The following is a 25,572-nucleotide window of genomic DNA, read 5'->3' on the forward strand; positions in this document are numbered from 1 at the left end:
ATCAACTCTCGCGTTCCTTTGGTCGGCATTGTGATCATACCGATTAAGGGGCACGGTTCAACGATTTGGGACGATCGTAAATTTGAGACCACGCCCTGGTCTATGACAAAATGAAAGCACTCCATCATGAGCCAGGTTTTATGCTCAAACCTTCCTCAATCTCAATGCCACGATTAGAGAATGGCGATCGACTGACTCGCACCGAGTTTGAGCGTCGCTATGCAGCCACCTCTGAGAAATTTAAAGCAGAACTCATTGAAGGAATCGTTTATGTGGCATCTCCAGTTCGAGCCAAAAATCACGGTAGACCTCATGCCTACATCATGGGTTGGTTGATTGCTTATGTTGCAGCTACGCCAGGGGTTGATATTGCAGACAACTCAACCGTCCAATTAGATCTCGACACCGAGCCTCAACCCGATGCCCTGTTGCGCATTGAGCTAGAGTTTGGCGGCAAGTCTCGCATCACTGAAGACGATTACATTGAGGGTTCGCCAGAACTCGTTCTCGAAATTGCTGCAAGTAGTGCTTCTGTAGATATGAACACCAAACTCAACGCTTATCGCCGCAACGGAGTGCAAGAGTATCTTGTTTGGCAAGTTTACGAGAATCAAATCGCCTGGTTTTGCTTACAAGAGGGTGAATACATTCGCTTGCAGCTAGACGAGACAGGAATGATCCGCAGCCGAGTCTTCCCAGGATTATGGTTAGCAGTAGATGCGCTTTTGAGAGGAAATTTAGCGATCGTACTCACCAACTTACAAGCTGGATTAGCAACGTCAGAACATGGGGAATTTGTCGATCGACTGAGCAGAAAGTAGAAAATAAAATACAAGTACGTTTTCAACTATCCCCTAAGCCTAAATTCTCTAGTTTTGAATAAGAAATTCATACTCGTCATGTGCTCCAATCCAGATCCAGTAGTAATCATCACCCTCTTTAATAGCCAAAGCACGATGGCTGCGGCTTACCCGAACTGACCACAAGTTATCGCCAACTTTTTTGGAATGCAACGAGGGATAAAACGGGTCGCTCAACCACAATTGATACGCCTTTTGTGCTTGTTCCTGAACCTTAGGTGAGAGCGCAGAGTAAGCTTCCCAAAACTCAGGGGTTGTTAATGACTTCATCCAGGGGCTTTACATGGTTTGCAGCGATGTTTGCTTTTGCTGACTGAATCAGTTTGTCTAATCGTCCAGCTTTTGCATCGGCTGCAATTTGCTGATCCCAAGCGTCATCCAAGTATTCCTGAAGCCAATCTGATAGTTTGTGCGCTTCTTCTCTAGGAAGTTGCTCGATCGCTGCTTCAATTTCAGAAAGTGATCGCATAAATCGTTTCCTTATTCAATCATTTTGATCCTTTGTACCATTCGTGACCGCCAGACAACTCAGCTAGGTAGCGATTAATGACCGCAGGAAGCTCTTTTGTCGAATGCTGATAGGTTAGATTGAGTAGCTTTTGAGAAGCCAGAATCAACAAAGCTCGATCGACGCGTTCACTGACTTGAATTGGGTTGAATCGTCCGTTCAAAACTTCAACACTGGCAGGGGCGATGGCTGCTTCGATCGCTTCCTCTAGAAATAACTCCCACTCATCGATCTTGAGGTAGTGAGATGTCTTATTGTCTTTAAGATTAAGCTTTTTGATTTGTAGAATTGAATCCGCGATCGAAGCAACCCAAGAATTTGTTAATCGTTCTTCAAGTTGATTTTTGATGAGATGAACAAGCATCCTGACGAGAAACGATTCAATATTCCGCAGGATGGCTTGTTTACTCATTCCTTCTAGCTCATCAACCAGCAGCAGCGCATCGTCGTAACGACCTTCTAAGATGCTTGACCTTAAATCAATTAGTTCTTGAGTCATCTTGAAATGCCCTCACCAATTCGTGCTGGATGAACTCTACTTAGTTTTACCGAACCGCAGCAGAAATCTCGTCAAGAATTTCTTTTGCGCCCTTCTCAACCAGTTGATGAGCCAGTTGAATGCCTAACGCTTCAGCATCGGCGGCGGCTCCCGAAACCTCACCTTTGACGACTTTCTGACCGTCTACACTCACAACAATTCCCGTCAGCGTCAGCGCGTCGCCCTTGAGAACGGTGTTGACCCCGATCGGAACCTGACATCCGCCTTCTAACTCGCGCAAAAATGCTCGTTCCGCATAGCATCGATCGGCAGTCGGCTGATGCTGCAACGCTTTGAGAATTGTCAAAATCTCGGCATCGTCGCTGCGGCATTCAATGCCTAACGCCCCTTGCCCAACCGCATGAAGCGAGATCTCAGCCGGAATCACTTGATCGACTCGATCGCCCAAATCTAACCGCTCTAAACCCGCAACTGCCAAAATCAGCCCGTCATATTCGCCAGCATCTAATTTTGCGAGACGAGTAATCACATTGCCGCGCACATCTTTAAACGCAAAATGCGGGAAGTGATGACGAAGTTGTGCCAATCGTCTAAGCGAAGAAGTCCCGATCACGGCACCTTCTGGCAGCGTATCGAGTTGCTTACCTTTGTGCTTTTCATGCACCACGAGCGCATCAGCAGGATTTTCTCGATCGGTGATGCAGCCCAGCATCAGCCCTTCGGGGAGGCGAGTCGGCAAATCTTTGAGTGAGTGGACGGCAAAATCAATATCTTGATTCAGCATCCCGACTTCTAATTCTTTCGTAAACAGTCCTTTATCGCCAATCTTTGCCAACGCAACATCCAGGATTTTGTCACCCTGAGTACTCATCGTGTGAACTTCAAAGGTGCGATCGGGAAATGCTTTTTGTAATTGCGCCTGCACCCAGTGGGTTTGCACGAGCGCAAGCTGACTTTTGCGAGACCCGATGCGGATGGTGCGGCTAGAAACGGGGGATGTGGTGAGAGACATATCAACGAGTATGTGAAACTGGCTTCAACGGTGACTCTCTCCACCTTACCGTAGTGAGTCGCCCCGATCGTGGGCGATCGCCTTGAGGAATAGTTACAGATGATTAAGTTCTCAAAGGTCTAGCAGGAAATAGGGTTTGCAATTCTATGAGCCGTCCTGTGGTACTGGTACCTTTTTTAAGCGTAGAAAATGAGAAATGCCTAAACGCCTACCCAGCGTAGTTTTTAGCCTTTATAAAAGTAGACAAGTCAAAATTCATATTAGTATCGATGCTACTAGATATTTTGATTTGTAAAACTCTCGAAACGAAGTCCAGACAAGCTTTATAGCGTTTACACAGAGTCTACCTTTCTAATATGTAAGGCTGGATGAGACTGAGATCAAATATGGCAATATCACTTGCAAATTAGCAGACTAAACCTATAGCACAAACAAAAGCCATGAAATTGGTCAAATTAGTCAACCGCTTTCTATCGGAACCAGCCGAAGTAAGATTTGAAGAAGTACGTCAGTTGCTTGAAGCCTTCGGGTTTGCTGAAGCCCGTTCTAAAGGAAGCCATCACACGTTTCGTAACTCTGAGGGACTTAAAATCACCGTCCCTAAGAAAAGTGGGAGAATGGTAAAAGGAATCTACGTCAAGCAAATTGTCCTGCTTTTGAAGTTGGAGGAATGGAGAGATGAGTCAGAAGATTAAGGAGAAACCTAACTCATTACAGGACTACCTGCGCCTCAGCTACCCCGTCACTTTGTATCCAGAGCCAGAAGGTGGGTATGTAGCGATGATTAAGGATCTTCCGGGATGTATGACTCAAGGCGAAACTCCTGATGAAGTCATGGCAAATATTGAGGAAGCGCGTCAACTTTGGATAGAAACCGCCTTTGAATTTGGGGATGAGATTCCACTTCCTTCAGATATTTTGACGATCGCTGAATAGGAAATATCTTGGGTGATTATGATGCGATCGACTCAGCAAAAATAGATGTTGAGTAAAGTTATTACATTCCCTCGATCGCCATTCTCACTTTCTCTGCTGTCGCCGGAGCCAACAGCACCCCGTTTCGATAATGTCCGGTTGCAAGCAGAATATGTTGATAACCAGAAAGCCGTTCAATGATGGGCGCAGGACGACCTTGAGGACGGGGACGTGACCCGTGCCAAGTGCGAATTGTCTCAGCGTTGGCTAAATCAGGGCAGAACGCGATCGCTTGCTGCATCACTGCCTTAAAACTCGCAGCATCTGGTGCTAACTCTTCACCATCAGACGGAAATTCTACCGTTGCGCCCACCCAATAATCACAGTTTCCCAACGGCACCAGATGAACATCATTTCCGGTGATCACAGGTTGGTTGAGTCCTAACGGATGATTGAGTCGGAGGTGAATTGCCTGACCTAAAACAGGTCGAATATCAATCGGTTGTGCCAAAGATTGGGTAATCGCCGTTGATCCTAACCCGGCTGAAATGATCAGCCAATCGATCGCAAAATTGCCCTTTGTGGTGTGAACTTCTCGATCGTTTCCTCCTGTCATCGTCGTACCAAACTGGAACGTTACCCCTCGCTGTTTTGCCCCCGCAATCAACGCTTGAGTTAGCGCAACCGGATTGACTTGACGATCGTCGGGTGAATAAATCGCAGCCGTGACAAGATCTAAATTTAGATAGGGATAATCAGAGTTGAGACGATCGAGTCCTAAAATCTCTAACGTCCAGCCTTGCGATCGTCGAATCTCGATCAACTTTTCCCAAACCGATAAATCTTCCTCAAATTGCAGCATCAAAATCCCGCTGCGATTGAAGGGAATGTCTAAGCCCATGAGGGTTTCTAATTCAGGAATCAGTCTTTCGTAATATTGGAGGCTTTCTAATCGCATTCGGAGATTGTTGCCTTTCTCTTTTTTGCTGATGACCCCCATCAACACGCCGAGCGCTGCTCCTGTAGAGGTGGGGCAAAGACTCAAATCGGGTTCAACGGGCGTGGGCTGCTGGTCAAAAACCGTCACCGTCAAGTCTGGAATCTTGCTGAGTTCATAGGCGATCGTGGCTCCTACAATGCCACATCCAACCACGACAACATTAGTCATGGGTCACTTGTCGAAAGGGTGTACTCATGACCCATCACCTACCTTATGCCTGAGGGACTAGCTGAAAGAATGCATCAAACGCTTTGACGGCTTCGCTATATTTGCGAGTGGCGAGTTCAGAATCGGTCTCTTCAGCCGCCCGATCGATCGTGACAAGTGCATCAAAAACTTCCTTTGCCGCCTGTCGAGATGGCTTTTGGGCGTTGGGCAAGAGGTTTCGCGTCACCGCACTCATCTTCACCCGTAGCTCACCTAACGGACCGTGAATAAAATTTCGCACAAACGTCCAGTCTTCTTTTTGGATCAAGTCCTGAAGTTCGGGCAGCCGATCGCGCATAGCTGATACCTCTTTGGCATAGCTTTGAATCTCTGCAACCTGTTCAGAGGTATAGGTGGGAACCTTCGCCACGGTCGGGCTACCACAGCTAATGAGCAACATTGCTACCAGCGCTAGAAAGATAGACAAAATCGATCGATGCTTCGTCATAACAAAACTTTTTCCAACTGACTAACTTGAGTTGCATCTACAAGGTTGGGGCACGCGTTGACTGCCTGCCCATGTAAAGGAGTTTATCTCAAAACGAACTCCTATCAAACAACCAGTCGGTGCCCAATCTAAAGATCCACAACCAGAATGCCATCTGCAAAAAGCGATTATTTGAAACAGCACGGCTGCGAAATTCTGGTGAGTCCGATCAGGAGTTGTGGGATCTGGAGCGCGATCGCCGCTAGTAGATCTAGGGCAACACCCGCACCTTAGATGCCGCCTTCTTCGCCCGATCGCGGGCTTCCTCTGTGGTTTCGCCGATCGCTAATGCTACTCCCATTCGTCGATTGGCATAGCTTTTAGGCTTGCCAAACAGTCGTAGTTGGCTGGTTGGTACGGTCAGCGCTTCATTCACCCCAGCAAACTTTGGGCAATCAGTTGGCTCAGTTCCTAAAATCACGGCTGACGCACCGGGCTTAATTAAATCAATGCTGCCGATCGCAAGCCCCGCGATCGCTCTGACGTGTAGCTCAAATTCTGACATCGTTTGGCTAATCATCGTCACCATGCCCGTATCGTGGGGACGCGGACTCACTTCGCTAAAGTAAACCGTCTGATCTCCTGCCGGATCGCCCTGAATAAATAGCTCGACTCCAAACAGCCCCCAACCGCCGAGAGCTTCGGTAATCTTCGCCGCCATTTCTCGACATTTAGTTAAAGTTGCCGCTGAGAGCGCACAGGGTTGCCACGATTCGCGATAGTCGCCTTTGATTTGGATGTGCCCGATCGCAGGGCAAAAATGGGTGCCATCGATCGCCCGAATAGTCAGCAGCGTAATCTCAGTGTGAAAATCGATGAAGCCTTCGACAATCACTCGATTGTTCTGGGTTCGCCCTTTGGCGTGGGCAGAGTCCCAAGCGGGTAGCAGATCCGCTGCTGTCTTCACTGTGCTTTGCCCTTTGCCAGAAGAACTCATGACGGGCTTGACGACACAGGGCAACCCTATTGCGTCGATCGCCGATCGATACTCCGTTTCGGTGTCGGCAAATCGGTAGGGTGAAGTCGCCAAACCCAGCGTTTCTGCTGCCAATCGACGGATGCCCTCGCGATTCATGGTCAAAAAGGTCGCTTGCGCGGTGGGAATGACTCGCCACCCTGAGTTTTCTAACTCAATCAGCGTGGAAGTGGCGATCGCTTCGACTTCTGGGACGATTAGGTGAGGTTGCTCGTGTTCAACAACGGTTCTCAGCGCAGCACCATCTAGCATATTGATAACGTGCGATCGATGAGCAATCTGCATCGCAGGCGCATTCGCGTAGGAATCGACTGCAATCACTTCAAGTCCTAGCTGCATCGCGGCGATCGCGACTTCTCGACCCAGTTCTCCTGAGCCTAGCAATAATAATCGTTGAGCATCAGGGGTGAGCGGAGTGCCCCAAACAGCCCAGGGAGGTGCAGCAGGTATCATGACAGTCGGTCGCAGTTCGTCGTGAATAATCATAGAGCATTTGCTCGATACGAGCGATGACTTCTCCCTCTAGACTGTCTAAAGTTTGATCGCAACGATCGAGTAGAATCTCCCTTTAGGAGCGCGTATTCTGGAGTCGTATGAGTGTGTTATTCGCGTCAGAATCGGTTGTACAGCGCTCGCTTGTTTGGTTTATAAAACGTTACCGAAGAACTTCGGCATGACTCCTGCCTCTTACAAACAACACGGCAAAGGGGAAGATGTTCGCTATGCGATCGTCCAATCTCCTCTCGATTTTCTACTGATCGCAGCTACCGATCGGGGCTTATGCATCGTCCAACTAGGAGACTCGATCGCCCATCTTGAAGCCCAACTCCGCAGCGAATTTAGTCAGGCTTCTATCAGACAAACCGATGACCTTCAAGGCTGGATGCAAGCGATCGTGAACTACCTGAGCGGCAGTGTGCCTCTACCCGATTTGCCTTGTGATGTCAGAGCGACTGCCTTTCAAATTCAAGTTTGGGACGCTCTTAAAAAGATTCCGATCGGAGCCACGGTTCACTACAGTGACATTGCTGGCATGATCGGACAGCCGACTTCAGTTCGGGCGGTGGCTCGTGCGTGTGCGACCAACCCGATCGCGCTTTTGGTTCCCTGTCACCGAGTCACTCCTAAATCGGGTGGGCTAGGCGGCTATCGCTGGGGTATCGATCGTAAACGCGCCCTTCTTGAGCTAGAAAAATCGAGTCAAACGATCGCAGTCGAAGGGTAGCAATGAATTTAGCTGTCAATCTTCTTTAAATCGTTGTCTGACAATCTTCCGCACTGTTTGATAGGAGGGCGAGTCAATCTCTTCTTCGCTGTTGTCAGTGCCATCAATGTTGTGCCGACCATAGAAAAGTGTGGTTGCAAAATAAGCGTCAACACCATTTCCTTTTTTGAGAAACAGAAGATAACGCCCTTTCTGATATGGCTGAACGGTTTCGATCGCACTGATGTAAGGCTTTCCTCTTTTGTCACTCAGAATTACAATACTTTGACCAATCTTGATCGTTTGATTTCTAAGGTTAGGATCGCCTTTGAACACCTTTCTGACAGTCATTTTCACCAAGGAGGCAGCCGATGAGATTGCCCCGTCGGTAGCACGAGTAACGATGGGTTCCGCTTCTTCAAGAGACTGTTCAATTTTGCCAATAACGATGAGATCAGATTCCTTGATCAGCCCGTCTACATCACTGGGTCCAGCAATCGATACTTGCGATCTCTGCACAGGAATTCCATTGATTGTTTCAATAGAAGCCGAATGAAGATTATCTGAACTTTGAGAGGTTAATGCTTTTGGCACCACAGCAGAAAAAACACTCAGGCTAGTAACAATTGTCCCAACTAAAATCAGTTTGACTCGCATTAACTTCCTCATCTTTCTGGTAGGTTTGTTTTATCTAAATCTGAAACCATCTTTTAGTCCCTTCAGTGGACTTTCCTCTATCAGCCCGAAATTTGTTTCAGGGCAGAATGACAACGCAGCGATCGAAGCTATCGTATCGATAGAACTTTCTAATCGGTAAAACTGCCAGTCAACAGTAGAATAGTCACCAGAAACTGAATATTCGCACGGTGGCACATTCTCAACACTTCTTTTCAGAAGGCTGAGTTTATCAGAAGTAAAAATATTATCGTTATCTTAGGCAGCACCAAACCACGAGACAGAGCATAAATCTATGGCACTGATTACAACAGGCGGACAACTGATTCAAGACCTAGAAAAATTTGGGGCGATCGCCGCATATGTCCCGCTAGAGGGCGGGTTTGAAGGACGCTATCGTCGCCGAATTCGGGCAGCGGGCTACACCTCGCTCAGCATCACCGCACGAGGCTTAGGCGATGTCGCCATGTATTTGACAGGCGTTCACGGCATTCGTCCCGCTCACTTGGGCAAGAAAAGTTCGGGTTCAGGGGCAGCCGTCGGCTATACCTACTTTATTCCTCCGATCGTCAACACCCAAATCGAAAACCTGCCTCCCAAATCAAAAGGCTTGCTTTTGTGGATTATTGAAGGACACATCCTTTCCAGCGAAGAGCTAGAATTCCTTGCAAATTTGCCTGCTTTGGAACCTCGTCTCAAAATCGTGATCGAAGTCGGAGGAGAGCGCTACTTCCGTTGGACTCCGCTTAAAGAGGTTATCGCGGCAGCATAACGTCAAAAAATCGTTGATTTCACCGATCCCATCTTCCCCAAAAAGAGGGTGGGATCATATCCTGGTATGAAAATTTTGTCGATCGGCTCGTAATTTTTTGACTGGCGTACTAGCATAGATGAGTGATTGAACTCTTCAACCCTCTACGCTCACTCAAGGAAGGTCACTGGTTTAAGCTCATTTGTGGAGCGAGTTCCCATCACCTTCCTGCCATTCGGAGTCTTACACTCGCCTATACGATCGCTGGGGCAGACTGCATTGATGTCGCCGCCGACCCTGCGATCATTTCAACTGCGCGTGAAGCCTTAGCCGTGGCAAGCAATCTGGCTGAGGAGGCGCGAGAAAAAGGATTTGCCACTAAAAACTCACCCTGGCTAATGGTCAGCCTCAACGATGGAGAAGACCCCCATTTTAGAAAGGCTGAGTTTAACGCTGCCAACTGTCCGATCGACTGCTCAAGACCGTGCGAGTCGATTTGTCCGGCTGACGCGATCGTGTTCGATCGTCCAGATCATTTCTCTGGAGTGATTGACAATCTCTGCTACGGCTGCGGTCGCTGTTTGCCGATTTGCCCGATTCAACACATCTCCACTCGCTCTTATGTTTACACCCCAGAAGTCATTTCCCCGCTTATTTTACAGGCGGGAATCGACGCGATCGAGATTCATACTCAGCCCGGGCGGTTGGCTGACTTTAAGCGGCTATGGAAGGCGATCGCGCCTCAAGTTCATCACCTCAAGCTGATCGCCATTAGCTGCCCCGATGGTGAAGATTTGATCGACTATCTGTGGGCACTGCACGAGGTAATCTCGCCCCTTCCTTGTCAGCTTATTTGGCAGACCGATGGTCGCCCGATGAGTGGTGACATTGGCGACGGAGCTACACGCGCCTGCGTCAAGCTGGGGCAAAAAGTTCTTGCCGCAAATCTACCCGGATTTGTGCAGTTAGCTGGAGGAACGAATCGTCACACCGTCCCTAAACTCAGGAATTTAGGGTTGCTGAAGAATAAAAGTAGTACAATAGTATTAGAATCGATTTCGGGTATTGCCTACGGAAGCTACGCCCGGAGTTTGCTTTCGCCCATTCTCAACCAACTAGACGCGATGGAGAGTCAACCCTTGAACATTGCTCAAACGATGTATCCTCTTAGCACTTCGTCCAACGCTGCAACGCTACTCCGTCAGCCTTCAGCTCGTCTTGAAGGCAACCCCGCCTTGCTGTGGGAAGCGGTTGAGTCAGCTCATCAGCTCGTTTCTCAATTGAAGTTCCCTGTCAGCATAGAGTAGGGCTTCAATAGGTGGCTCAAGTGCTTGGGAATACATTCACTTAGGTCAAAAACTCTTTACGCTAGCTGACAGGCTGCTCACTTCGGTTTCTTTTCTAAAGCTGTTTCACAAGTTGTCATGGTGAATCGTAGCGATATCAACTTCTCTGACCCCGCGCCAAACGCTGAATTATCCCCCTATTTAGCGTCTGCAAGCCAATCTCAACCAGACCTTCCCTCTGCCGACGCTGCTGAAAGCCCTGTTGTAATGACTATGCAAAACACGGACGATCTCGACAAACTTTTAGGCATTTTGCCCGACGCAATCCGGGTGCATTTAGAAAACCATCCTCAGCTTGACAGCCTCGTTGAAGTCGTGATGGATCTGGGACGACGACCCGAAGCTCGGTTTCCTGGCAAAGCAGAATATCTGTCTGAAATCCCCATCACCCAAGCCGATCTAAATGACAGCATTACCAGAGTAGGCGATTTTGGAGGAGACAACCGCGCTGGAATCGAGCGCACCCTGCACCGGATTAGCGCCATCCGCAACCGTCGCGGAGAAGTGATTGGTCTAACCTGCCGCGTCGGACGGGCAATTTTTGGCACGATCGGCATGATTCGCGATTTGGTCGAAAGTGGTCGATCGATTCTCATGCTCGGTCGCCCTGGAGTGGGCAAAACCACCGCTCTGCGAGAAATTGCGCGAGTGTTGGCAGACGAGTTAGAAAAGCGCGTCGTGATCATCGACACCTCAAACGAGATTGCGGGCGATGGAGACGTGCCCCATCCTGCGATCGGACGTGCCCGCAGAATGCAGGTGTCTCGCCCTGAGCTTCAGCACCAAGTCATGATCGAAGCGGTTGAAAACCATATGCCAGAAGTCATCATCATTGATGAGATCGGCACCGAGTTAGAAGCTTTGGCAGCGCGCACGATCGCCGAGCGAGGCGTTCAACTCGTCGGCACGGCTCACGGAAACCAGTTAGAGAACCTGATTAAAAACCCGACCCTTTCCGATTTAGTCGGCGGAATTCAGTCTGTAACGCTGGGAGACGAAGAAGCGAGACGACGCGGTAGCCAAAAGAGTGTTTTAGAACGCAAAGCTCCGCCTACGTTTGACATCGCCGTTGAGATGACCGAGCGCCAAAAATGGGTGGTGCATGAACACGTCACTGAAACGATCGATATGCTGCTGCGCGGCAGAAAGCCCAATTCTGAAGTCAGAACCGTCAACGACGATGGAGAAGTGACGGTAACTCATGAAGTGTTGAGCAGTCCAGAGACGCAGGGAGGACGGACTCGATCGAATGGAGTTCGCAATAATCCTCTCTTGATCGCGCCCACATCGTCACAAGAAGGATTTTTTACGCCGCCGCCTCAAGGGCGAGGGTGGCGATCGTCAGGCAAAGTCAAGCCAGAAGCAGTTGCTCTTTCACCCGAACAGCAAACCTTTGAGCAAATGCTGGATGCGTCTCTCAATCGAACCTTTGACGCAAGAAATGAAGGACTGCAAAACCTCCAAGACGCTGAGGATGGGGAGTATATCCCCGGACCCAATGGGGAAGATTTGCCGCTGCACATCTATCCTTACGGGGTGAGTCGGCATCAGCTAGATCAAGTCGTTCGCACGTTGAATCTTCCCGTTGTGTTGACGAAGGATATCGATAATGCGGATGCGGTTTTGGCTCTGCGATCGCACGTCAAAAATCATTCCAAACTGCGCCATCTGGCAAAATCTCGTCAGATTCCGATTCACACCCTCAAAGCCAGCAGCGTGCCGCAAATCGCTCACTCTCTGCGCCGACTGCTCAACATGGATGACCCCGCCATGCCTGATGCCGCAGAGCTAGAGTTGTTTGTGCGGGGCGACAGTGAGGATGAACTTGAAGCACTCGAAGAAGCCAGACTTGCGGTTGAGCAAATTGTCATTCCTAAAGGGCAACCCGTCGAACTCTTACCGCGCTCTGGGCTGGTTCGCAAGATGCAGCATGAGCTTGTAGAACACTATCGTTTGCAATCCCGCAGCTTTGGAGACGAACCCAATCGCAGACTGCGGATATATCCTGCATAAAGAGTTTTGAGGGTTGAGTCTGACTTTAGGTAAGGAACGAGGATTTATCAACGTGTGATGCTCAGAGGTCGCTCCCTAACCCCCAATCTGGGGGAGCCAGCGTTCAAAGTCCCCCAGATTGGGGGATTCAGGGGGCGACCTTTAGGCAAGTTAGCGTCATGCAGGGCTGTTCAAACTACAAGTTATTTAATCCACGATCATAAGTCACTGCTAGACTCAAAATTCTGACAGATTGCTGCCTGAGCAGTTCAACCCTCAATTCTTAATTCTTGCCATGCTTTTCATTCGATCGGACCTTTCCCAGCTTGCGGCTTATAAGACTCAACACAGCGACGATTCTCAGCAAACGACGATCGATCGGGTCGATGTTAATGAAAGTCCCTATGATTTGCCCGATCAGCTCAAGCAAAAACTAAGCTGGACTTATCAGCAGACGATCGAGAACAATCGCTATCCCGATGGTGGATATGAAGGGCTAAAAAACGCGATCGCTGAATATGTCAATGAGTCGTCTAATTCAACCTTTACAGCAGACAATCTCTCGATCGGCAACGGCTCAGATGAGTTAATTCGTTCTCTGCTGATCGCGACCTGCCTAGGGGGAGAAGGCTCGATTCTAGTCGCTGACCCGACTTTCTCAATGTATGGAATTTTGGCAAAGACGTTAGGAATTCCGGTTGTGACGATCGGGCGTTCTCTGACTAATTTTGAGATGGATTTGGTGGCGGCTCAAGGCGCGATCGCTCAGACTCTCACCCCTCCGATTCGAGCTGTCTTTGTCGTTCACCCCAACTCACCGACCGGAAACGCCCTGACCAAGGCAGAGTTAACCTGGCTGCGAGACCTTCCTCAGACAATTTTGGTCGTGATCGATGAGGCATACTTTGAGTTTAGTCAGACGACAGTCGCGACTGAACTCGCTCAACATCCAAACTGGGTGATTTTGCGAACCTTCTCGAAGGCGTTTCGACTCGCCGCGCATCGCGTTGGGTATGCGATCGCTCATCCCGAATTAATCACAGCGTTAGAAAAAGTCCGCCTTCCTTATAATCTTCCTAGCTTTACACAGGCGGCGGCTTTGGTGGCGATCGCTCATCGTCACGAGCTACTGTCTACCATACCTTTGATGCTGACCGAACGGACTCGGCTGATTCAAGCCTTTTCTCAGCGTCCAGAATTTCAGGTTTGGGAAAGTGCTGCTAACTTTGTCTATTTACGTCTCAAAGAAATCAATACTCAGCCGAGGCTAGCTGAAATTTGTCAGACACTCAAAGCCCAGGGAACCTTGATTCGACAGACAGGAAATGGGCTGCGAGTCTCGATCGGCACTCCTGAAGAAAATCAGCGAACGATTGAGCGATTCAACACCCTTAGTTTCTAGGCTTCACCACCTCTAAACTAGCCGACCCTCGACGCACCATTTGAATCGTGTGGGGAAGAACCCCAACCAGTCGCTCAAACGCCTTGTCGGGTAATTGTGCTGTCGCCTCTGCTCCAAAATAATTCTCAAACTGATTCAAAATCATCTGAGCGCGCTGCAACGGTGCAGGATTATCGGTGAGTTGCTGAGTGAGTCTAATCCACTGCCGTCTAATTAGATAAGCTTTCTGCCGCTCTTCTTGATTTTCGGGATCGAGCAGAGACAGATCGCCGACTGGCAAAATTCCTTCGCAATTTAGGTCAAAAAGGCTTCCCACCGCCGCCCCCGGACCTGCAAACTCAGCGTGAAACTTTTTGTAGATAATCAGCCCGTTTTTTCGGCGGCTATTGACGACTAGCAGTTTTCCATCGTTTAGCTGAGTCAAAATATCTGACACGATCGTGGGTTCAACAATGCCTTGATGATTCAGGCGCTCATTTTTCATACCGTCAAAGCCTTGAAGCGAGTAACACGGCGATAGCCATAAAGGAGCAGGCTGCCATGCAACACTGCGGTTAACCTGGTGAAAAAATGGTTTACGTCTAGCCTTTATCGGTCATTGCTCAGAGTACAAACCCAAGATTTGCCCAGTTGTCGGAGTTGATGCACCGCAGGGGTGAAAGCGAGTTTAACGCGGTAACCCGACTCCTCAACCCTAGTAATCTTGAGCGCCAACAGCCAGCCTTGCCACTATATTCTATGGCAACGCGTTGAGATCAGGAGAATTCGGTAGAGACTTTGAAGTAGTTGTGAAGAGGAACTAAAATCTCAGGCAATTTCTCAATGAGACCTTGATAAACCTCAGAATCCGTTCCGTCTGACCGAATTTCGGATTGTACAGAAGCCCTAGCAGAGTGATAAGCTCGATAGCCTAAGGCAACCCTATCAAAGCAAATAAGGTAAGTGATGAGTGACGAGCTGATCGAGCAGCCCTCTGATTTAGACTTAAATTCTGGACTAACGCCGCCGCTCCGCGAACCCTATCGGTCAAGCTTGAAAGAAGACATCGGGCAGGGATGGGCATTTGTGCAGTTTGTTTGGCGGATCTCAAAGCGGATTCGGGGCAGCAGAAATCGGATTCGTTTTATCATCGGGCTAATCTTTTGGAAGCCTTTCTTACCCGACGATCGCTAGAGAAATCGCTTTAAGTTCTGTGTGTTGAGTTTCGAGCAACGTCATGTATTACGATTCGCATCAGTTTGAATTTGTCGATCGCCTCGAATCTAATTGGCTCGTCATCAAAGACGAACTGAGCCGATTGACCGCCGAAGATTTCGTCCCTTACCCCGAAAAATATTTGCTGCAAAAGAAAACCGGATGGGAGATCTTTGGCATTTATTTCTTAGGAGTCAAAATCGATATCAACTGCGAACTCTGTCCCGAAACCGCCAAACTGGTTAAAAGCATTCCTGGTATGGTGACGGCTGGCTTTTCTCGACTGGCACCTGGTGCCCATATCATCCCTCACTCTGGCAAGCCGAGCAGCGTTTTGCGATGTCACTTAGGGCTATCGGTGCCTGAAAAATGTGCGTTTCGAGTCGCGTCAGATATCAAAGCATGGGTGAATGGCGAGTGCCTGGTATTTGATGACACCTCAGAACACGAAGCCTGGAATCTCAGCGATCGCTATCGAGATGTCCTGCTGCTTGACTTCAAAATTCCAGATGGGTTCGCGTTGAAGCGGTAGAAACGGGTCATCGCGGCCCACTCTCCTTAGAAATCGTCCACCCTAATCGAGTCGGCTGCTGATAAATTCGTTTTAGGGTATTTACATCTCGCGGTGAGATCAGCGGCGGATTGCGTACCTGGGAGAAATATAAGGCATCGGTTTGCAGAGAACTGTGCCCCCAAATTCCCAAGGCGTGACCTAGTTCGTGACGAGCAGACGCTAACACATAGGACTCTGCTTGATTGGGTTGCACAACAACGGTGCAGCGATGCGCCAAAATTGTTGAACCATCGCCGATCGCTTGGTCATAAAGCTCATAGCGGGTTTCAGCCGCCCGAATCCGTTGAGGAACCGAAGGCTTTCCGGGTGTAGCACGAATGGGCAGGAACGATCGACGCATCACAATATCAGCATCTTCCACCCGATCCGTCACCTGCAAAGGAAGATAAACCGTCCACTCCTGCACCGCTTGCGACACCGCCTTAATCCAAGCTTGGGCGCGGGCAGGATTAGCGACCTCTGACTCCTTGATCGGCTGCACATAAACCTTGACGGGAAACTGCGACCACACCAAATAGTCGGGCTGAGTTTTTTGAACTCGATCGAAATAATCTCCCTGATTGGCTGGATCTCTCCACTGCGCCAATGAGGGCGGGAGAGGATGCGCTTTGAGCGCTGGAAGGGCATCTTGGGCGATCGAAGAAGACTGCAAAAGTAAGATCAGCAGAATACACCCAAGCCCGCAAATCACTGCGAGAGGGTGCATTTTGCCCAGCCCAAATTTTCTGCTAGCCAACGGTTATCGACCTAGCCAACCAGCACTAAGCACGATCGTGATCCCAATAAAGAGAATGGTGAGCGTCCAAGTCAATCGATTGAGGGTTGTCTCAGCACTTTTGGTGCTCGTAAACAACTGAGCTTGTCCGCCCAACCCACTCAACCCATCTCCCTTGGGGCTGTGCAGCAGCACGAGAATAATAATTCCTACTGCACAGACCATCCAAACCGTCTTTAAAACTAAAATCAGTGTCATGACGACGAGCCTAACTAAAAAATCAGCAGAGTTAAGTTTTGAACTCAGGGATCGAAATCAGTTCAAGACTCAACGCTTATTCTCGCATTATCGCGCAATCTTAACCGGAGTTCGGTTTGCTCGCACATCAAATTCAGCAGACTCGACCAGCGATCGACCCGTCATCTCAGTCGGTTGCGGCAACCTCAGAATGTCTAAAATCGTCGGTGCAATGTCGGCTAGTCGCCCACCTTCTCTGAGAGCAACGTCCGTTCCGTGCCCAGGAATCTTCAATCCTTCTCCTTCAACGAGGATGAACGGCACCGGATTTGTGGTGTGAGCCGTCCAGGGATTGCCGTTTTCGTCCCACATCATCTCGGCGTTGCCGTGGTCAGCGATGATGATCGCGGTGCCTCCAGCGCGATTGATCTGTTCTAACAGGCGACCCAAACAGCGATCGACCGCTTCGAGTGCTGTCACGGTTGCGTCCATCTGTCCCGTGTGCCCGACCATATCAGGATTGGCGTAGTTGATAACCACCAGCGAATAGATGCGCTTCTCGATCGCCGCGATCGCCACATCAGTGACTGCCTCAGCCGACATCGCCGGAGCGCTATCGTAGGTCATCACCATTGGACTCGGCACCAACTCACGATCTTCACCGGGGAACGGTTCCTCTAAGCCACCGTTAAAGAAGTAAGTGACGTGGGCATATTTCTCGGTTTCTGCGGCGCGAAACTGACGCAACCCGTGTCGAGAAACCACTTCGCCCAAGATATTGTCTAAGTTTTGCGGCTCAAACGCGACTAAAACGGGAAGCGAGGCATCGTATTGCGTAAAGGTCACAAACGGCAGGGGACGAATCTGCTCTCGCTCAAAGCCCTTAAACTTGGGATCGACCAAAGCTTGAGTCAGTTGACGGGCACGATCGGGGCGGAAGTTGAAGAAAATCACCCCATCCCCAGCTTTGATAGCTCCTGGCGCAATACGAGTTGGGATCACAAATTCATCTGTTTTGCCCTCGACATAGGAGGCTTGCAGCACCTCTAGCGCCGATCGACCATCGCTTTCGCCATCCTGAGTCATCACGTCATACGCCAGTTTTACCCGATCCCATCGGTGATCGCGATCGAGACTGTAATAGCGTCCGCCGAGGGTGACAATGCGACCTGTGCCGATGCGATCGCAATAGTCTTGAAGTCGTCCGATCGCGTCTGCGCCTTCAGTGGTCTGAGTGTCTCGCCCATCGGTGATGGCGTGAATGCACACATCTTGAATCCCCTGCTCTTTTGCCAAATCAAGCAAGCCAAATAAATGACTGAGGTGAGAATGCACCCCTCCATCTGAGCACAATCCAATCAAGTGCAGCCTTCCTTGGTGACGCTGCACTTCTTGGCAGACTTTCACTAACTTGGGATTGCTCAACAAGCTGCGATCTTCAACTGCATCTGAAATTCGCACTAGCTCTTGAGGAACGACTCTGCCAGCCCCAATGTTGAGATGACCGACTTCTGAGTTACCCATTTGACCGTCTGGCAACCCAACATCCTTACCAGCGGTGCGAATCAGCGTGTGAGGGTATGCAGCCCACAGACTATTCATCACTGGCGTTTTAGCGGCAGCAATGGCGTTCCCGTCTGTTTCTTCGCGGTAACCCCAACCGTCTAAGATGACCAGCACTACAGGAGAGACAGGCACCTGCGCCATATAAAATGCCCTTCTAATGAACAATTTCTTCTAAAGATCATACCATCCCTATCGAGATGATTAAAACGCATCGCTTCTCAGCACACAGCGACTAGACACCAGGCGTTATCTCACCTTCCCTTTTTAACGGACTTAATGGCTTTTCTGGGCTTTCTTTGTCTTTTCCTTCTCTTTTTGTTTTTCTCGCTTTGATTCAACTTTAGCGGCTTTTTCGTCTTCGATCGCCGCTAGCTCAGCTTTCTCTTTTTCTTCAGCCACTTTGTCGAGATAGTAGTGATAATCGCCGCGATAGAGCCGCAGTTCACCATCGCGAATTTCTACGATTTTGTTGACAGTTTGAGAGATGAAATAGCGATCGTGCGAGACGATAATCACACTGCCATCATAATTTTGAATCGCTTCTTCCAGCATTTCTTTGGCTGGAATATCCAGGTGATTGGTCGGCTCATCCAGAATCAGCAGATTGGCGGGACGAAGCAGCATTTTCGCCAAAGCCAGCCGCGCTTTTTCGCCTCCACTCAAAGCTTCTACCTTTTTGAAGACCGTATCGCCACTGAATAGAAAACGTCCTAAAAGCGTCCGAACTTCTTCATTCGTCCATTTAGGAACTTCGTCATGAATGGTTTCGATCACGGTTCTGTCTAAGTCGAGCGCTTCAGCCTGGTTTTGCTCAAAATAGCTGGGAATGACGTTGTGATCCCCTAGCTTGATGCTGCCATCGGTAGGTTTCTCTGCACCCGTGATTAAATGCAATAACGTCGATTTGCCAGCGCCATTCGGTCCAAGAAAGGCAATGCGATCGCCCCGCTCAATCACCAAATCCGCTCCCAAAAACAGGATCTTCTCGCCGTAAGTGTGAACCAGGTTGTCGATCGTCACCACTTCTCGTCCGCTCCGAGGTGCGGGTGGAAAGCGAAAATGCAAGCCTCGCACATCACTATCGGGGGCTTCGATGCGATCGATTTTGTCTAATTGCTTCTCGCGGCTTTTTGCCTGGGTGCTGCGAGTGGCGCTGGCACGGAAGCGATCGACAAAGGTTTGCTGCTTCTCTAATTCTTTTTGCTGACGCTCAAAGGCACTCATCTGAGCATCTCGCTGCTCTTGCTTTTGCAGCAAATAATTGGAGTAATTGCCGAGATAAGTGGTCGAAACTCCCCGCTCAGTTTCGACAATTTGGGTGCAGAGCCGATCGAGAAATTCGCGGTCATGCGAGACGATCACCATTGGGGTTGACAACCCTTTCAGGTAGGTTTCTAACCACTCGATCGTTTCTAGATCCAAATGGTTGGTCGGCTCGTCGAGCAGCAGCAAATCGGGCTTTTGCAGCAGAATTTTGCCTAAACTCATTCGCATTTGCCAGCCACCGCTAAAGGCGCTGACTAAGCGATCGCCATCCTCAATCTCAAAGCCCAAATCGGGCATGATTTTCTCGATTCGGGCATCTAGTCCATAGCCATCCATGCCTTCAAATCGCCATTGCAGCTTGTCCATTTTGTGGATCAGCTTGTCTAACGCTTCAGGGTTGGCGGTTTCCATGTCGCGATGCACCTGAGTCAGCGCGTCGTGAACGTCATTCGCTTCGCCAAAGGCGCGCCAAAGCTCTTCTCTCACAGTGCGCGTCGGATCGACTTCAAATTCTTGCGTCAGATAAGCAATGTGCAAACTTGAAGGACGAATCACCTCGCCTGTGGTTGGCTCCATTTCGCCTGCCACAATCTTAAGCTGCGTTGATTTTCCTGCCCCGTTGACCCCGACCAAGCCGATACGATCGCCAACTTTGACCTCCCAATTGATATCTTTCAACACTTCGCCAGTCGGATAGATTTTGCTGACGTGTTCGAGTCGTAACATGAGGGAGGCTCCAGGGAAAATCGGTGAGGATTGTAAAATCGTAATTAAATCTTAACAAAAGCTGAGTCGATCACGCGAATTTTAGCGGTCTGATTCTTCAGGGATCGCAAAGAAATCTGCCTGCTCTTGCAGAGAGGCTTCGAGCAAATCGGTCGCGCCTAGTTTGACATCTTCGTGATAAAGGTAGGCGATATCCAACGCTTCTAAGGTTGCCCGAATATGGGTGCGAATCGGCTGGCTCCCGATCGCCCGAATCAATTTAGGCACGTCTAGTTGGGCATCCCAAGCATAGGCTGCGCCGTGAAGTTTGACCAAATGATCGAGTAACTCAATCAAACCACTCGTTTCGAGCGGACGGATCGTGGGACAGGTAGACCCGATAGCGGTTTCAAAAAAGTTTTGCATCACCTGCCCTGCATCGGTGCCGAATTTCTCGATCGCCAACTCAGGAATTTGACTGCGATCGTTTTTGGCGCTCGGCGTGCTGGTGCCGCTGAACCAGACATCGTTTCGCAAACTGGAGGCAACGACCCCAAAGGTGTAAATCGGGTAGGGATTCTCGCACAATAACTCTTGATCCCCATCTCGACGCACCGGACGATCGGACCAATTTAGCAGCCAGTTGAGATTGCGATATGCCTGAAGTCGTCCGACTTTGCCAAGTCGCCCAATTAGCTCGACTTCATCCAACAACAGCACCCAACCTTTGTAGCCACACAGAGCGATCGCGTCTGCCATCACGCCAAAATAAGCGCTTCCATGCTGCGTCGTGCGGAAGTTCATGTCAAATTTGGGCATTGACTCACCCCGGCAGTTGCGATGAATGCGTTTCAGTTCGGGGCTGGTAATCCGCGTTCCCATCAAGTCGCCGTAGAGGAGATCTTGTTCTTCGCCCGACGTGAAAAAATAGTCCTCCAGAACGATCTCTGGGAGCGGATGACTGTAGCGATCGCGATCAGCCAGGGGACTATTGAGCAAATCGCCTGCTTTTCTAGAGCTTAATGCTTTGGTCAGTCCTGCCATTTTAGAATCGGGCGTGCGAAGCACTGAGGCGACTCGTCCATAAAAGTTGAGCAGGTGATGACATGACACTTCTCGGCTCAAAGAAACTCGACTAACCGCAAAGCCTAAATCCAGTGCGACGTGTTCAACCGTGGTCAGCGCGTGAGTTTTGCCTTGCCCATAAGGTCCCCAGGCTAACCGTCCTGCGGGATGCTGCTTACTCTGAGAGAACTGCTCTAAATCTCGCCGAATCAGGTCGGTCAGTGACTCTCGCAGATCGGGCAATTCTCTCGTTGACGTGCGGGTGGGAATTCCGGCGCGAAGAGATTCGACAACGGCGATCGATTTTCTGCGATGAGCGTCATATCGCTCCATGCGTCTACCTCAATGATGTTGATTTTTGAACTCGGTTCATCCGTCGCTAAGTGCCATCAGAGTTGCACCAATTACGTTAGCTCGAAGTTGGCTATAGTTATCGAGAGCGGGAAGCTCGCGATCGACCACTTCAAATCCCGCTTCTTGAAATAATCGCCGCAGTCTCATCTGCACCTGTTCGGGAAAGGCTTTGCCGTTGGCAACCACATGACTGTCGGTGTCTACGATGTCCGATAAAGGGTTGAACTTGTGAATGGGCAACAAGCCTGTTTGTAACCGCATCCACAGCGCTTCGTAGCTTTTAAAGCCGCGACGATCGTCCTCGATCATCTCGCGCCGACCCGCCAGCAGCAGCAGAAAATGATCGAGCAGTTCTACATCATCAATGATCTGGCGAAACAGTTCGCAGGTGTCTTTAATAGCGTTAGCGGTGTATCGAAAGCGGCGAGTTTCGGGATGGCGTTCGGTCATGACTTCTAGATCGTCGATCGCCACCACTAGCCCCGTCATTCCTGCCAGATGCAGAAGCCGAATCAAAGAGTTTAACCAATAGCGAGCGTTTGGTTTTTGCAGTCGTTCGTAAAGTAAGGTCGATTGCTTTTGATGCCGTTCTAGTTTTTCACCCGACAGCCACCTGAGCGCAAGTCGAATGCTATCTTCGTTGCCACTGATCAGCCGATTGCTAATCACGCTATAAGCAAATGCCCGAAACGATGACCCAAAATCAACATCTCTGAGCGTCAGCCCGATCGCCCGTTTGATTTCATACACTGCCAGATCACGAGTTAGCCCTTGATCTTCAATCAGCAGAGACAGAATGCGATCGCTGTCGTCGTATTGCCCATAGCCTAACTTTTTGGTGACGAGTTGACACAGACCACTCACCAAGCGCTCTTTGTCGAGTTGCTGCACGATCGCCCGATAAAACCCTGGCAAATCATTCAAACGATATTCTCGTGCTGAAAGATAAACGGTTTGGTAATCTCTGGCTTGGGCATCTTGCAGCACACAGCGCAATAGATGAGTTTTTCCCGTTCCCTCGCCGCCTACTAAAACTTTGACCTTGCTGCCGCCATCGGCAATATAGTTTGCCAAGTAGTGTTCGTGAAGATAGTCAAGCCAACGATCGTGCCCCAGCGTCATTCCCGTCAGAAGGTCCTGACTTACCGGAGGCTGACCCGACAGCAACGCCTCAATGTCCAGTTCGTCAATCTGCATTGTCAGCCCTATCCCTCTGTTTCAACGAGATGAATCGCCAGCGTGCTGACTCGACTTTCTTGCCCTTGACTATTGACCAGCAAAAAACTACTCGCTTGATTTCGAGAGGGTTCTAGCTCAAACTGATAGCGATCGTAGCGAATCTCGGTCTGTTCTTTTAGCCGTGCTAAATCATAGATGAATAACGGCTCAGGATAATCTTGTTTGGTCGATTGCTTCATCGTCAAGAGGCGATAAATGTCTTTGAGCGGAACGGATTGCCCCCAAACGACCTCCTCTTTCTGCAACATCAGTCGATTCAGCATTTCATAGGTGCTGATGAGTTCTCGACAAAAGCGGGCAGCGTCGAACTTGCTGTCAATCACCCGTCGATATTGTCCCGACACCCAAGGGGCTAACTGTTCGGGTGCAAAGGCTTTGATTTGCTGAGATCGTCGCCCTACACTTAACCGCACTACGCCTTGCTCACGGCTAAACGTCAGCTTAAAGGGAGGAAACTCATAGTTGGGAAACTCACCCTTGACGGGAATTCCTACCGCTTTGAGGGCATTTTCTAATTCGATCGGGTAGTCATCAGACGAGACAAAATCCTGATTAGCTTGCAGCGCATTGAGAATCACGGTTTGTTGCTCAACCCAGCGATCGCTGAATTTACCGAGTTCTTCGGTCAACACCTCTAGCGTTTGCGTCGAGGTTTTAAAGTCCCATTCTTTGCGCGATTTTTTAACGGCAGCCCAGACTTTGATCAGGCGTTTCAACGCGGTATCAATCTCGCTCAAAGCAAGTTTTTCTGATGCACTGTCCGACAATTCCATAACTTGAGACGAGTTAGAGAGTTTAATTCTCCCTATCGTATCTCACAGATGGGCTACTAGAACTCAAAGCTACTTTCCGCCAAGGTGAACTGACCGTCTTGGTCTGGCTCAAAGTCCACAACCTTGACGACAGCATCAAGATTCAACTCACTACATAGCGCCAAGTTGTTTAAAGAAACAATGTGTAATCAGAGCCAAGTCTCACTCAGCGCTGCAGCGAATCTCAATCAAAAAACCATCGGGGTCATAGAAGTAGATGCCTCTCCCAGTCGGGCGGCTCACCGGACCGTGATCGATTAAAATCTCGTTTTGGTGCAGCACCTCGACCGCCTGGTCAAAAAACTGGGGTGCAATATCAAACGCAAGATGATTGGCGCGAGTAAACTGCTGCTTGGGGTCAGGGTTGGGCGGAGACAAGTCTGGCTCCCAAAACAGATCGAGAATGGTGCTGTCTGGCGTTCTAAAGTTTGCCACTTTTCCGGCGGCGACTTCTGCCTTCAGCGTTTCGGGCACCTCTGCCCCGGTCAATTCATAAAGTCCCAAAATTTTGCCGTAGAAATGACGCGATCGTGACATCTCTTTAACGTTGATTGCAAAGTGATGAACGCGACGCAAACAGCCCAATGGCAGCGCCGCGCTGAGAGAAGTCGGACTGGAAAGCATAATAAGGTTTAACGCTAACTACTCTCTTTTTTAGCGCGAGATGGGGATAAACTCACCCTTTTTCTAAAATCGTTTTCAACCCTTGCACCAATCGCCCGATGCCGACGATCGCCGTTTCTTTCTGCAAGGCACCATAGGCAACTCGCAGATAACAGCCAGATTCTAAGCCAAACGTCGAGCCTGGAAGGGTTGCCACACCATGTTCACGAATGAGTCGCTCGACCAATTCCATTGAGGTCAAATCGGTGTGGACTTTGATTAGAAAATAGAACGCGCCCTTTGCAGGAGGGACAGTACATAAATGAGGAATGCGATCGAGTTCCTGCAAGACAATCTCACGCACTTGAGCGATCGCCGCTAGTTTCTCTTGATAAAACGACGCACCTGCTTCCAACGCTCCTAAAGCCGCATATTGAGAAATCACGGGAGGACAAATCACGATCGTGTCCTGAATTTTTCTCACCGATTCTGACAGGTGCTTCGGCAAAACCAGATATCCGATCCGCCAACTGGCAAACCCATAGGCTTTTGAGAGCGTATAAATCGAAATGGTGTGCTTGCCACTTTCTAAAATTGACCCTGGCGAGAAATGATCAGCGCCATAGGTGAAATATTCATACGCCTCATCGGTGATGTGATAGAGATTGTGCGATCGACACATCTCATTCACCGCTCGCAAAGCTGCCTCTGAGTAGACTGCCCCCGTCGGATTGTTGGGTGAAACCGTTACGATCGCCCGCGTCTTTTCTGTAATCGCTGCCCGAATCGCATCGGTCTGAAGCTGATATTTGTCATCGGTTGGCACCAAAACGGCACGGCAGCTAGTCATGACGATCGCCATCTCATGATTGAAATAATAGGGAGTTTGCAGAATAATTTCGTCTCCCGGATCGGTGATCGCAAGGACAGCGTTCATAAATGCCATGTTGCTTCCGGCAGTGACAACAACTCGACTGTGGGGATTCAGAAAAATTCCGTTATCGGCTTCAAGTTTGACAGCGATCGCGCTCTGCAATTCTGCGATTCCTTCAACAGCTTGATATTTGTGATTGGCGGATTGACTTAGAAACTGAGTAATTTGGGCGATCGCCTGCGGTGGTGGCGGATAGTCCACGATCCCCTGACCGAGAGAAATCGTACCAGGATACTTGCGTATTAGTTCTCCCACCACCGGAATGATAGGCAACTGAACGGCTTGCATACGAAGAGCGCTCATTTATTTTGCAGTTTTAGACCTATTCCAACCCTATCGCCACGGCGGCAATTTGATACGAGAGAACCTTGCTTAACCCGTCAAATTTCAAAGGCTGACGATCGGGGATCAAATTTTCTTACATAGAAGAACTACTTTACTTTAGATAGATAGTTTAGCTTTACAAAAACTTTA

General features: G+C 49.5%; 29 protein-coding genes. 11 read left to right on the top strand and 18 right to left on the bottom strand.

Going from position 1 to position 25,572, the window contains the following annotated elements:
• Positions 1-164: 164 nt before the first annotated feature.
• A complete protein-coding gene (locus A8707_RS04640; RefSeq protein ID WP_231947929.1) occupies positions 165-821 on the top strand; it encodes a Uma2 family endonuclease in 657 nt (218 codons plus the stop codon).
• A 48-nt stretch (positions 822-869) separates the two neighbouring features.
• On the opposite strand, the gene A8707_RS04645 is transcribed toward A8707_RS04640, so the two are convergent.
• The 4 genes from A8707_RS04645 to hemC are packed head-to-tail and all read right to left on the bottom strand — an operon-like array spanning position 870 to position 2,879.
• Entirely contained in the window at positions 870-1,130 is a 261-nt protein-coding gene (locus A8707_RS04645) for a ParE family toxin-like protein (protein WP_068815589.1), read from the bottom strand.
• Positions 1,108-1,329, bottom strand: a complete 222-nt coding sequence (locus A8707_RS04650; RefSeq protein ID WP_068815591.1) for a hypothetical protein — start codon at positions 1,327-1,329, stop codon at positions 1,108-1,110. The genes A8707_RS04645 and A8707_RS04650 overlap by 23 nt, the downstream gene beginning before the upstream one ends.
• A 19-nt stretch (positions 1,330-1,348) precedes the next feature.
• On the bottom strand, positions 1,349-1,867 hold the full coding sequence (locus A8707_RS04655; protein ID WP_068815593.1) for a DUF29 family protein: 519 nt from the start codon (positions 1,865-1,867) through the stop codon (positions 1,349-1,351).
• A gap of 46 nt (positions 1,868-1,913) precedes the next feature.
• Entirely contained in the window at positions 1,914-2,879 is a 966-nt protein-coding gene (gene hemC, locus A8707_RS04660) for a hydroxymethylbilane synthase (RefSeq protein WP_068815595.1), read from the bottom strand.
• A 440-nt stretch (positions 2,880-3,319) separates the two neighbouring features.
• Between hemC and A8707_RS04665 the strand changes: the two genes are divergently transcribed.
• Entirely contained in the window at positions 3,320-3,574 is a 255-nt protein-coding gene (locus tag A8707_RS04665) for a type II toxin-antitoxin system HicA family toxin (protein ID WP_082906225.1), read from the top strand.
• Entirely contained in the window at positions 3,558-3,815 is a 258-nt protein-coding gene (locus A8707_RS04670) for a type II toxin-antitoxin system HicB family antitoxin (RefSeq protein WP_068815597.1), read from the top strand. Before A8707_RS04665 ends, A8707_RS04670 begins: the two co-directional genes overlap by 17 nt.
• A gap of 61 nt (positions 3,816-3,876) precedes the next feature.
• Here A8707_RS04670 and A8707_RS04675 read toward each other — a convergent pair whose 3' ends face one another.
• Positions 3,877-4,962: an NAD(P)/FAD-dependent oxidoreductase gene (locus A8707_RS04675; protein WP_068815599.1), complete on the bottom strand. Its 1,086-nt coding sequence runs from the start codon at positions 4,960-4,962 to the stop codon at positions 3,877-3,879.
• 43 nt (positions 4,963-5,005) lie between these two features.
• Positions 5,006-5,449 carry a photosystem II protein PsbQ gene (gene psbQ, locus A8707_RS04680; RefSeq protein WP_068815600.1) on the bottom strand — a complete coding sequence of 148 codons (444 nt, stop codon included), beginning with the start codon at positions 5,447-5,449 and terminating at the stop codon, positions 5,006-5,008.
• Positions 5,450-5,568: 119 nt separating this feature from the next.
• Between psbQ and A8707_RS30135 the strand changes: the two genes are divergently transcribed.
• The gene (locus A8707_RS30135; protein WP_269452665.1) at positions 5,569-5,694 is read left to right on the top strand and encodes a hypothetical protein; all 126 of its coding nucleotides are present in this window, start codon (positions 5,569-5,571) and stop codon (positions 5,692-5,694) included.
• 5 nt (positions 5,695-5,699) lie between these two features.
• On the opposite strand, the gene purT is transcribed toward A8707_RS30135, so the two are convergent.
• Positions 5,700-6,950: a formate-dependent phosphoribosylglycinamide formyltransferase gene (gene purT / locus A8707_RS04685; RefSeq protein ID WP_082906226.1), complete on the bottom strand. Its 1,251-nt coding sequence runs from the start codon at positions 6,948-6,950 to the stop codon at positions 5,700-5,702.
• 187 nt (positions 6,951-7,137) lie between these two features.
• On the opposite strand from purT, the gene A8707_RS04690 reads away from it, so the two are divergent.
• Positions 7,138-7,689 carry a methylated-DNA--[protein]-cysteine S-methyltransferase gene (locus tag A8707_RS04690; RefSeq protein ID WP_068815601.1) on the top strand — a complete coding sequence of 184 codons (552 nt, stop codon included), beginning with the start codon at positions 7,138-7,140 and terminating at the stop codon, positions 7,687-7,689.
• 15 nt (positions 7,690-7,704) lie between these two features.
• Here A8707_RS04690 and A8707_RS04695 read toward each other — a convergent pair whose 3' ends face one another.
• Complete coding sequence (locus A8707_RS04695) at positions 7,705-8,187, bottom strand: hypothetical protein (protein ID WP_156518359.1); 483 nt, start codon at positions 8,185-8,187, stop codon at positions 7,705-7,707.
• A gap of 451 nt (positions 8,188-8,638) precedes the next feature.
• Here A8707_RS04695 and ndhN point away from each other — a divergent pair, with 451 nt between their 5' ends.
• The 4 genes from ndhN to A8707_RS04715 all read left to right on the top strand — a co-directional run bounded on the left by ndhN (position 8,639) and on the right by A8707_RS04715 (position 13,834).
• Positions 8,639-9,115, top strand: a complete 477-nt coding sequence (ndhN, locus tag A8707_RS04700; protein ID WP_068815604.1) for an NAD(P)H-quinone oxidoreductase subunit N — start codon at positions 8,639-8,641, stop codon at positions 9,113-9,115.
• A 122-nt stretch (positions 9,116-9,237) separates the two neighbouring features.
• Entirely contained in the window at positions 9,238-10,401 is a 1,164-nt protein-coding gene (gene ldpA / locus A8707_RS04705; protein WP_068815606.1) for a circadian clock protein LdpA, read from the top strand.
• A 246-nt stretch (positions 10,402-10,647) separates the two neighbouring features.
• Positions 10,648-12,453, top strand: a complete 1,806-nt coding sequence (locus A8707_RS04710; RefSeq protein ID WP_231947934.1) for a R3H domain-containing nucleic acid-binding protein — start codon at positions 10,648-10,650, stop codon at positions 12,451-12,453.
• Between the two features lie 274 nt (positions 12,454-12,727).
• On the top strand, positions 12,728-13,834 hold the full coding sequence (locus A8707_RS04715; protein ID WP_068815687.1) for a histidinol-phosphate transaminase: 1,107 nt from the start codon (positions 12,728-12,730) through the stop codon (positions 13,832-13,834).
• On the opposite strand, the gene A8707_RS04720 is transcribed toward A8707_RS04715, so the two are convergent.
• Positions 13,824-14,318 carry a hypothetical protein gene (locus A8707_RS04720; RefSeq protein WP_068815608.1) on the bottom strand — a complete coding sequence of 165 codons (495 nt, stop codon included), beginning with the start codon at positions 14,316-14,318 and terminating at the stop codon, positions 13,824-13,826. The two genes, A8707_RS04715 and A8707_RS04720, sit on opposite strands and share 11 nt — an antisense overlap.
• A gap of 461 nt (positions 14,319-14,779) precedes the next feature.
• Between A8707_RS04720 and A8707_RS04725 the strand changes: the two genes are divergently transcribed.
• Complete coding sequence (locus tag A8707_RS04725) at positions 14,780-15,007, top strand: hypothetical protein (RefSeq protein WP_068815610.1); 228 nt, start codon at positions 14,780-14,782, stop codon at positions 15,005-15,007.
• A gap of 43 nt (positions 15,008-15,050) precedes the next feature.
• Positions 15,051-15,560 carry an aspartyl/asparaginyl beta-hydroxylase domain-containing protein gene (locus A8707_RS04730; protein WP_068815611.1) on the top strand — a complete coding sequence of 170 codons (510 nt, stop codon included), beginning with the start codon at positions 15,051-15,053 and terminating at the stop codon, positions 15,558-15,560.
• 7 nt (positions 15,561-15,567) lie between these two features.
• Here A8707_RS04730 and A8707_RS04735 read toward each other — a convergent pair whose 3' ends face one another.
• From A8707_RS04735 to A8707_RS04775, 9 genes are all read right to left on the bottom strand, one after another.
• Complete coding sequence (locus A8707_RS04735) at positions 15,568-16,338, bottom strand: peptidase (RefSeq protein ID WP_197484616.1); 771 nt, start codon at positions 16,336-16,338, stop codon at positions 15,568-15,570.
• A gap of 3 nt (positions 16,339-16,341) precedes the next feature.
• On the bottom strand, positions 16,342-16,575 hold the full coding sequence (gene secG / locus A8707_RS04740) for a preprotein translocase subunit SecG (RefSeq protein ID WP_068815615.1): 234 nt from the start codon (positions 16,573-16,575) through the stop codon (positions 16,342-16,344).
• An 87-nt stretch (positions 16,576-16,662) separates the two neighbouring features.
• Positions 16,663-18,261, bottom strand: a complete 1,599-nt coding sequence (gpmI, locus tag A8707_RS04745) for a 2,3-bisphosphoglycerate-independent phosphoglycerate mutase (RefSeq protein WP_068815618.1) — start codon at positions 18,259-18,261, stop codon at positions 16,663-16,665.
• A 132-nt stretch (positions 18,262-18,393) separates the two neighbouring features.
• A complete protein-coding gene (locus tag A8707_RS04750; RefSeq protein WP_068815620.1) occupies positions 18,394-20,112 on the bottom strand; it encodes an ABC-F family ATP-binding cassette domain-containing protein in 1,719 nt (572 codons plus the stop codon).
• An 81-nt stretch (positions 20,113-20,193) separates the two neighbouring features.
• The gene (locus tag A8707_RS04755; RefSeq protein ID WP_068815622.1) at positions 20,194-21,489 is read right to left on the bottom strand and encodes a BREX system ATP-binding domain-containing protein; all 1,296 of its coding nucleotides are present in this window, start codon (positions 21,487-21,489) and stop codon (positions 20,194-20,196) included.
• 36 nt (positions 21,490-21,525) lie between these two features.
• Positions 21,526-22,707: a BREX system ATP-binding domain-containing protein gene (locus A8707_RS04760; protein WP_068815624.1), complete on the bottom strand. Its 1,182-nt coding sequence runs from the start codon at positions 22,705-22,707 to the stop codon at positions 21,526-21,528.
• Positions 22,708-22,715: 8 nt separating this feature from the next.
• Positions 22,716-23,522: a hypothetical protein gene (locus A8707_RS04765; protein WP_068815625.1), complete on the bottom strand. Its 807-nt coding sequence runs from the start codon at positions 23,520-23,522 to the stop codon at positions 22,716-22,718.
• A 201-nt stretch (positions 23,523-23,723) separates the two neighbouring features.
• Positions 23,724-24,185: a VOC family protein gene (locus tag A8707_RS04770; RefSeq protein ID WP_068815627.1), complete on the bottom strand. Its 462-nt coding sequence runs from the start codon at positions 24,183-24,185 to the stop codon at positions 23,724-23,726.
• Between the two features lie 52 nt (positions 24,186-24,237).
• Positions 24,238-25,401: a pyridoxal phosphate-dependent aminotransferase gene (locus A8707_RS04775; protein WP_068815629.1), complete on the bottom strand. Its 1,164-nt coding sequence runs from the start codon at positions 25,399-25,401 to the stop codon at positions 24,238-24,240.
• Positions 25,402-25,572: the final 171 nt, after the last annotated feature.

It is taken from the genome of Phormidesmis priestleyi BC1401, from assembly GCF_001650195.1.
Classification (GTDB): Bacteria; Cyanobacteriota; Cyanobacteriia; order Leptolyngbyales; family Leptolyngbyaceae; genus Phormidesmis_A; species Phormidesmis_A priestleyi_B.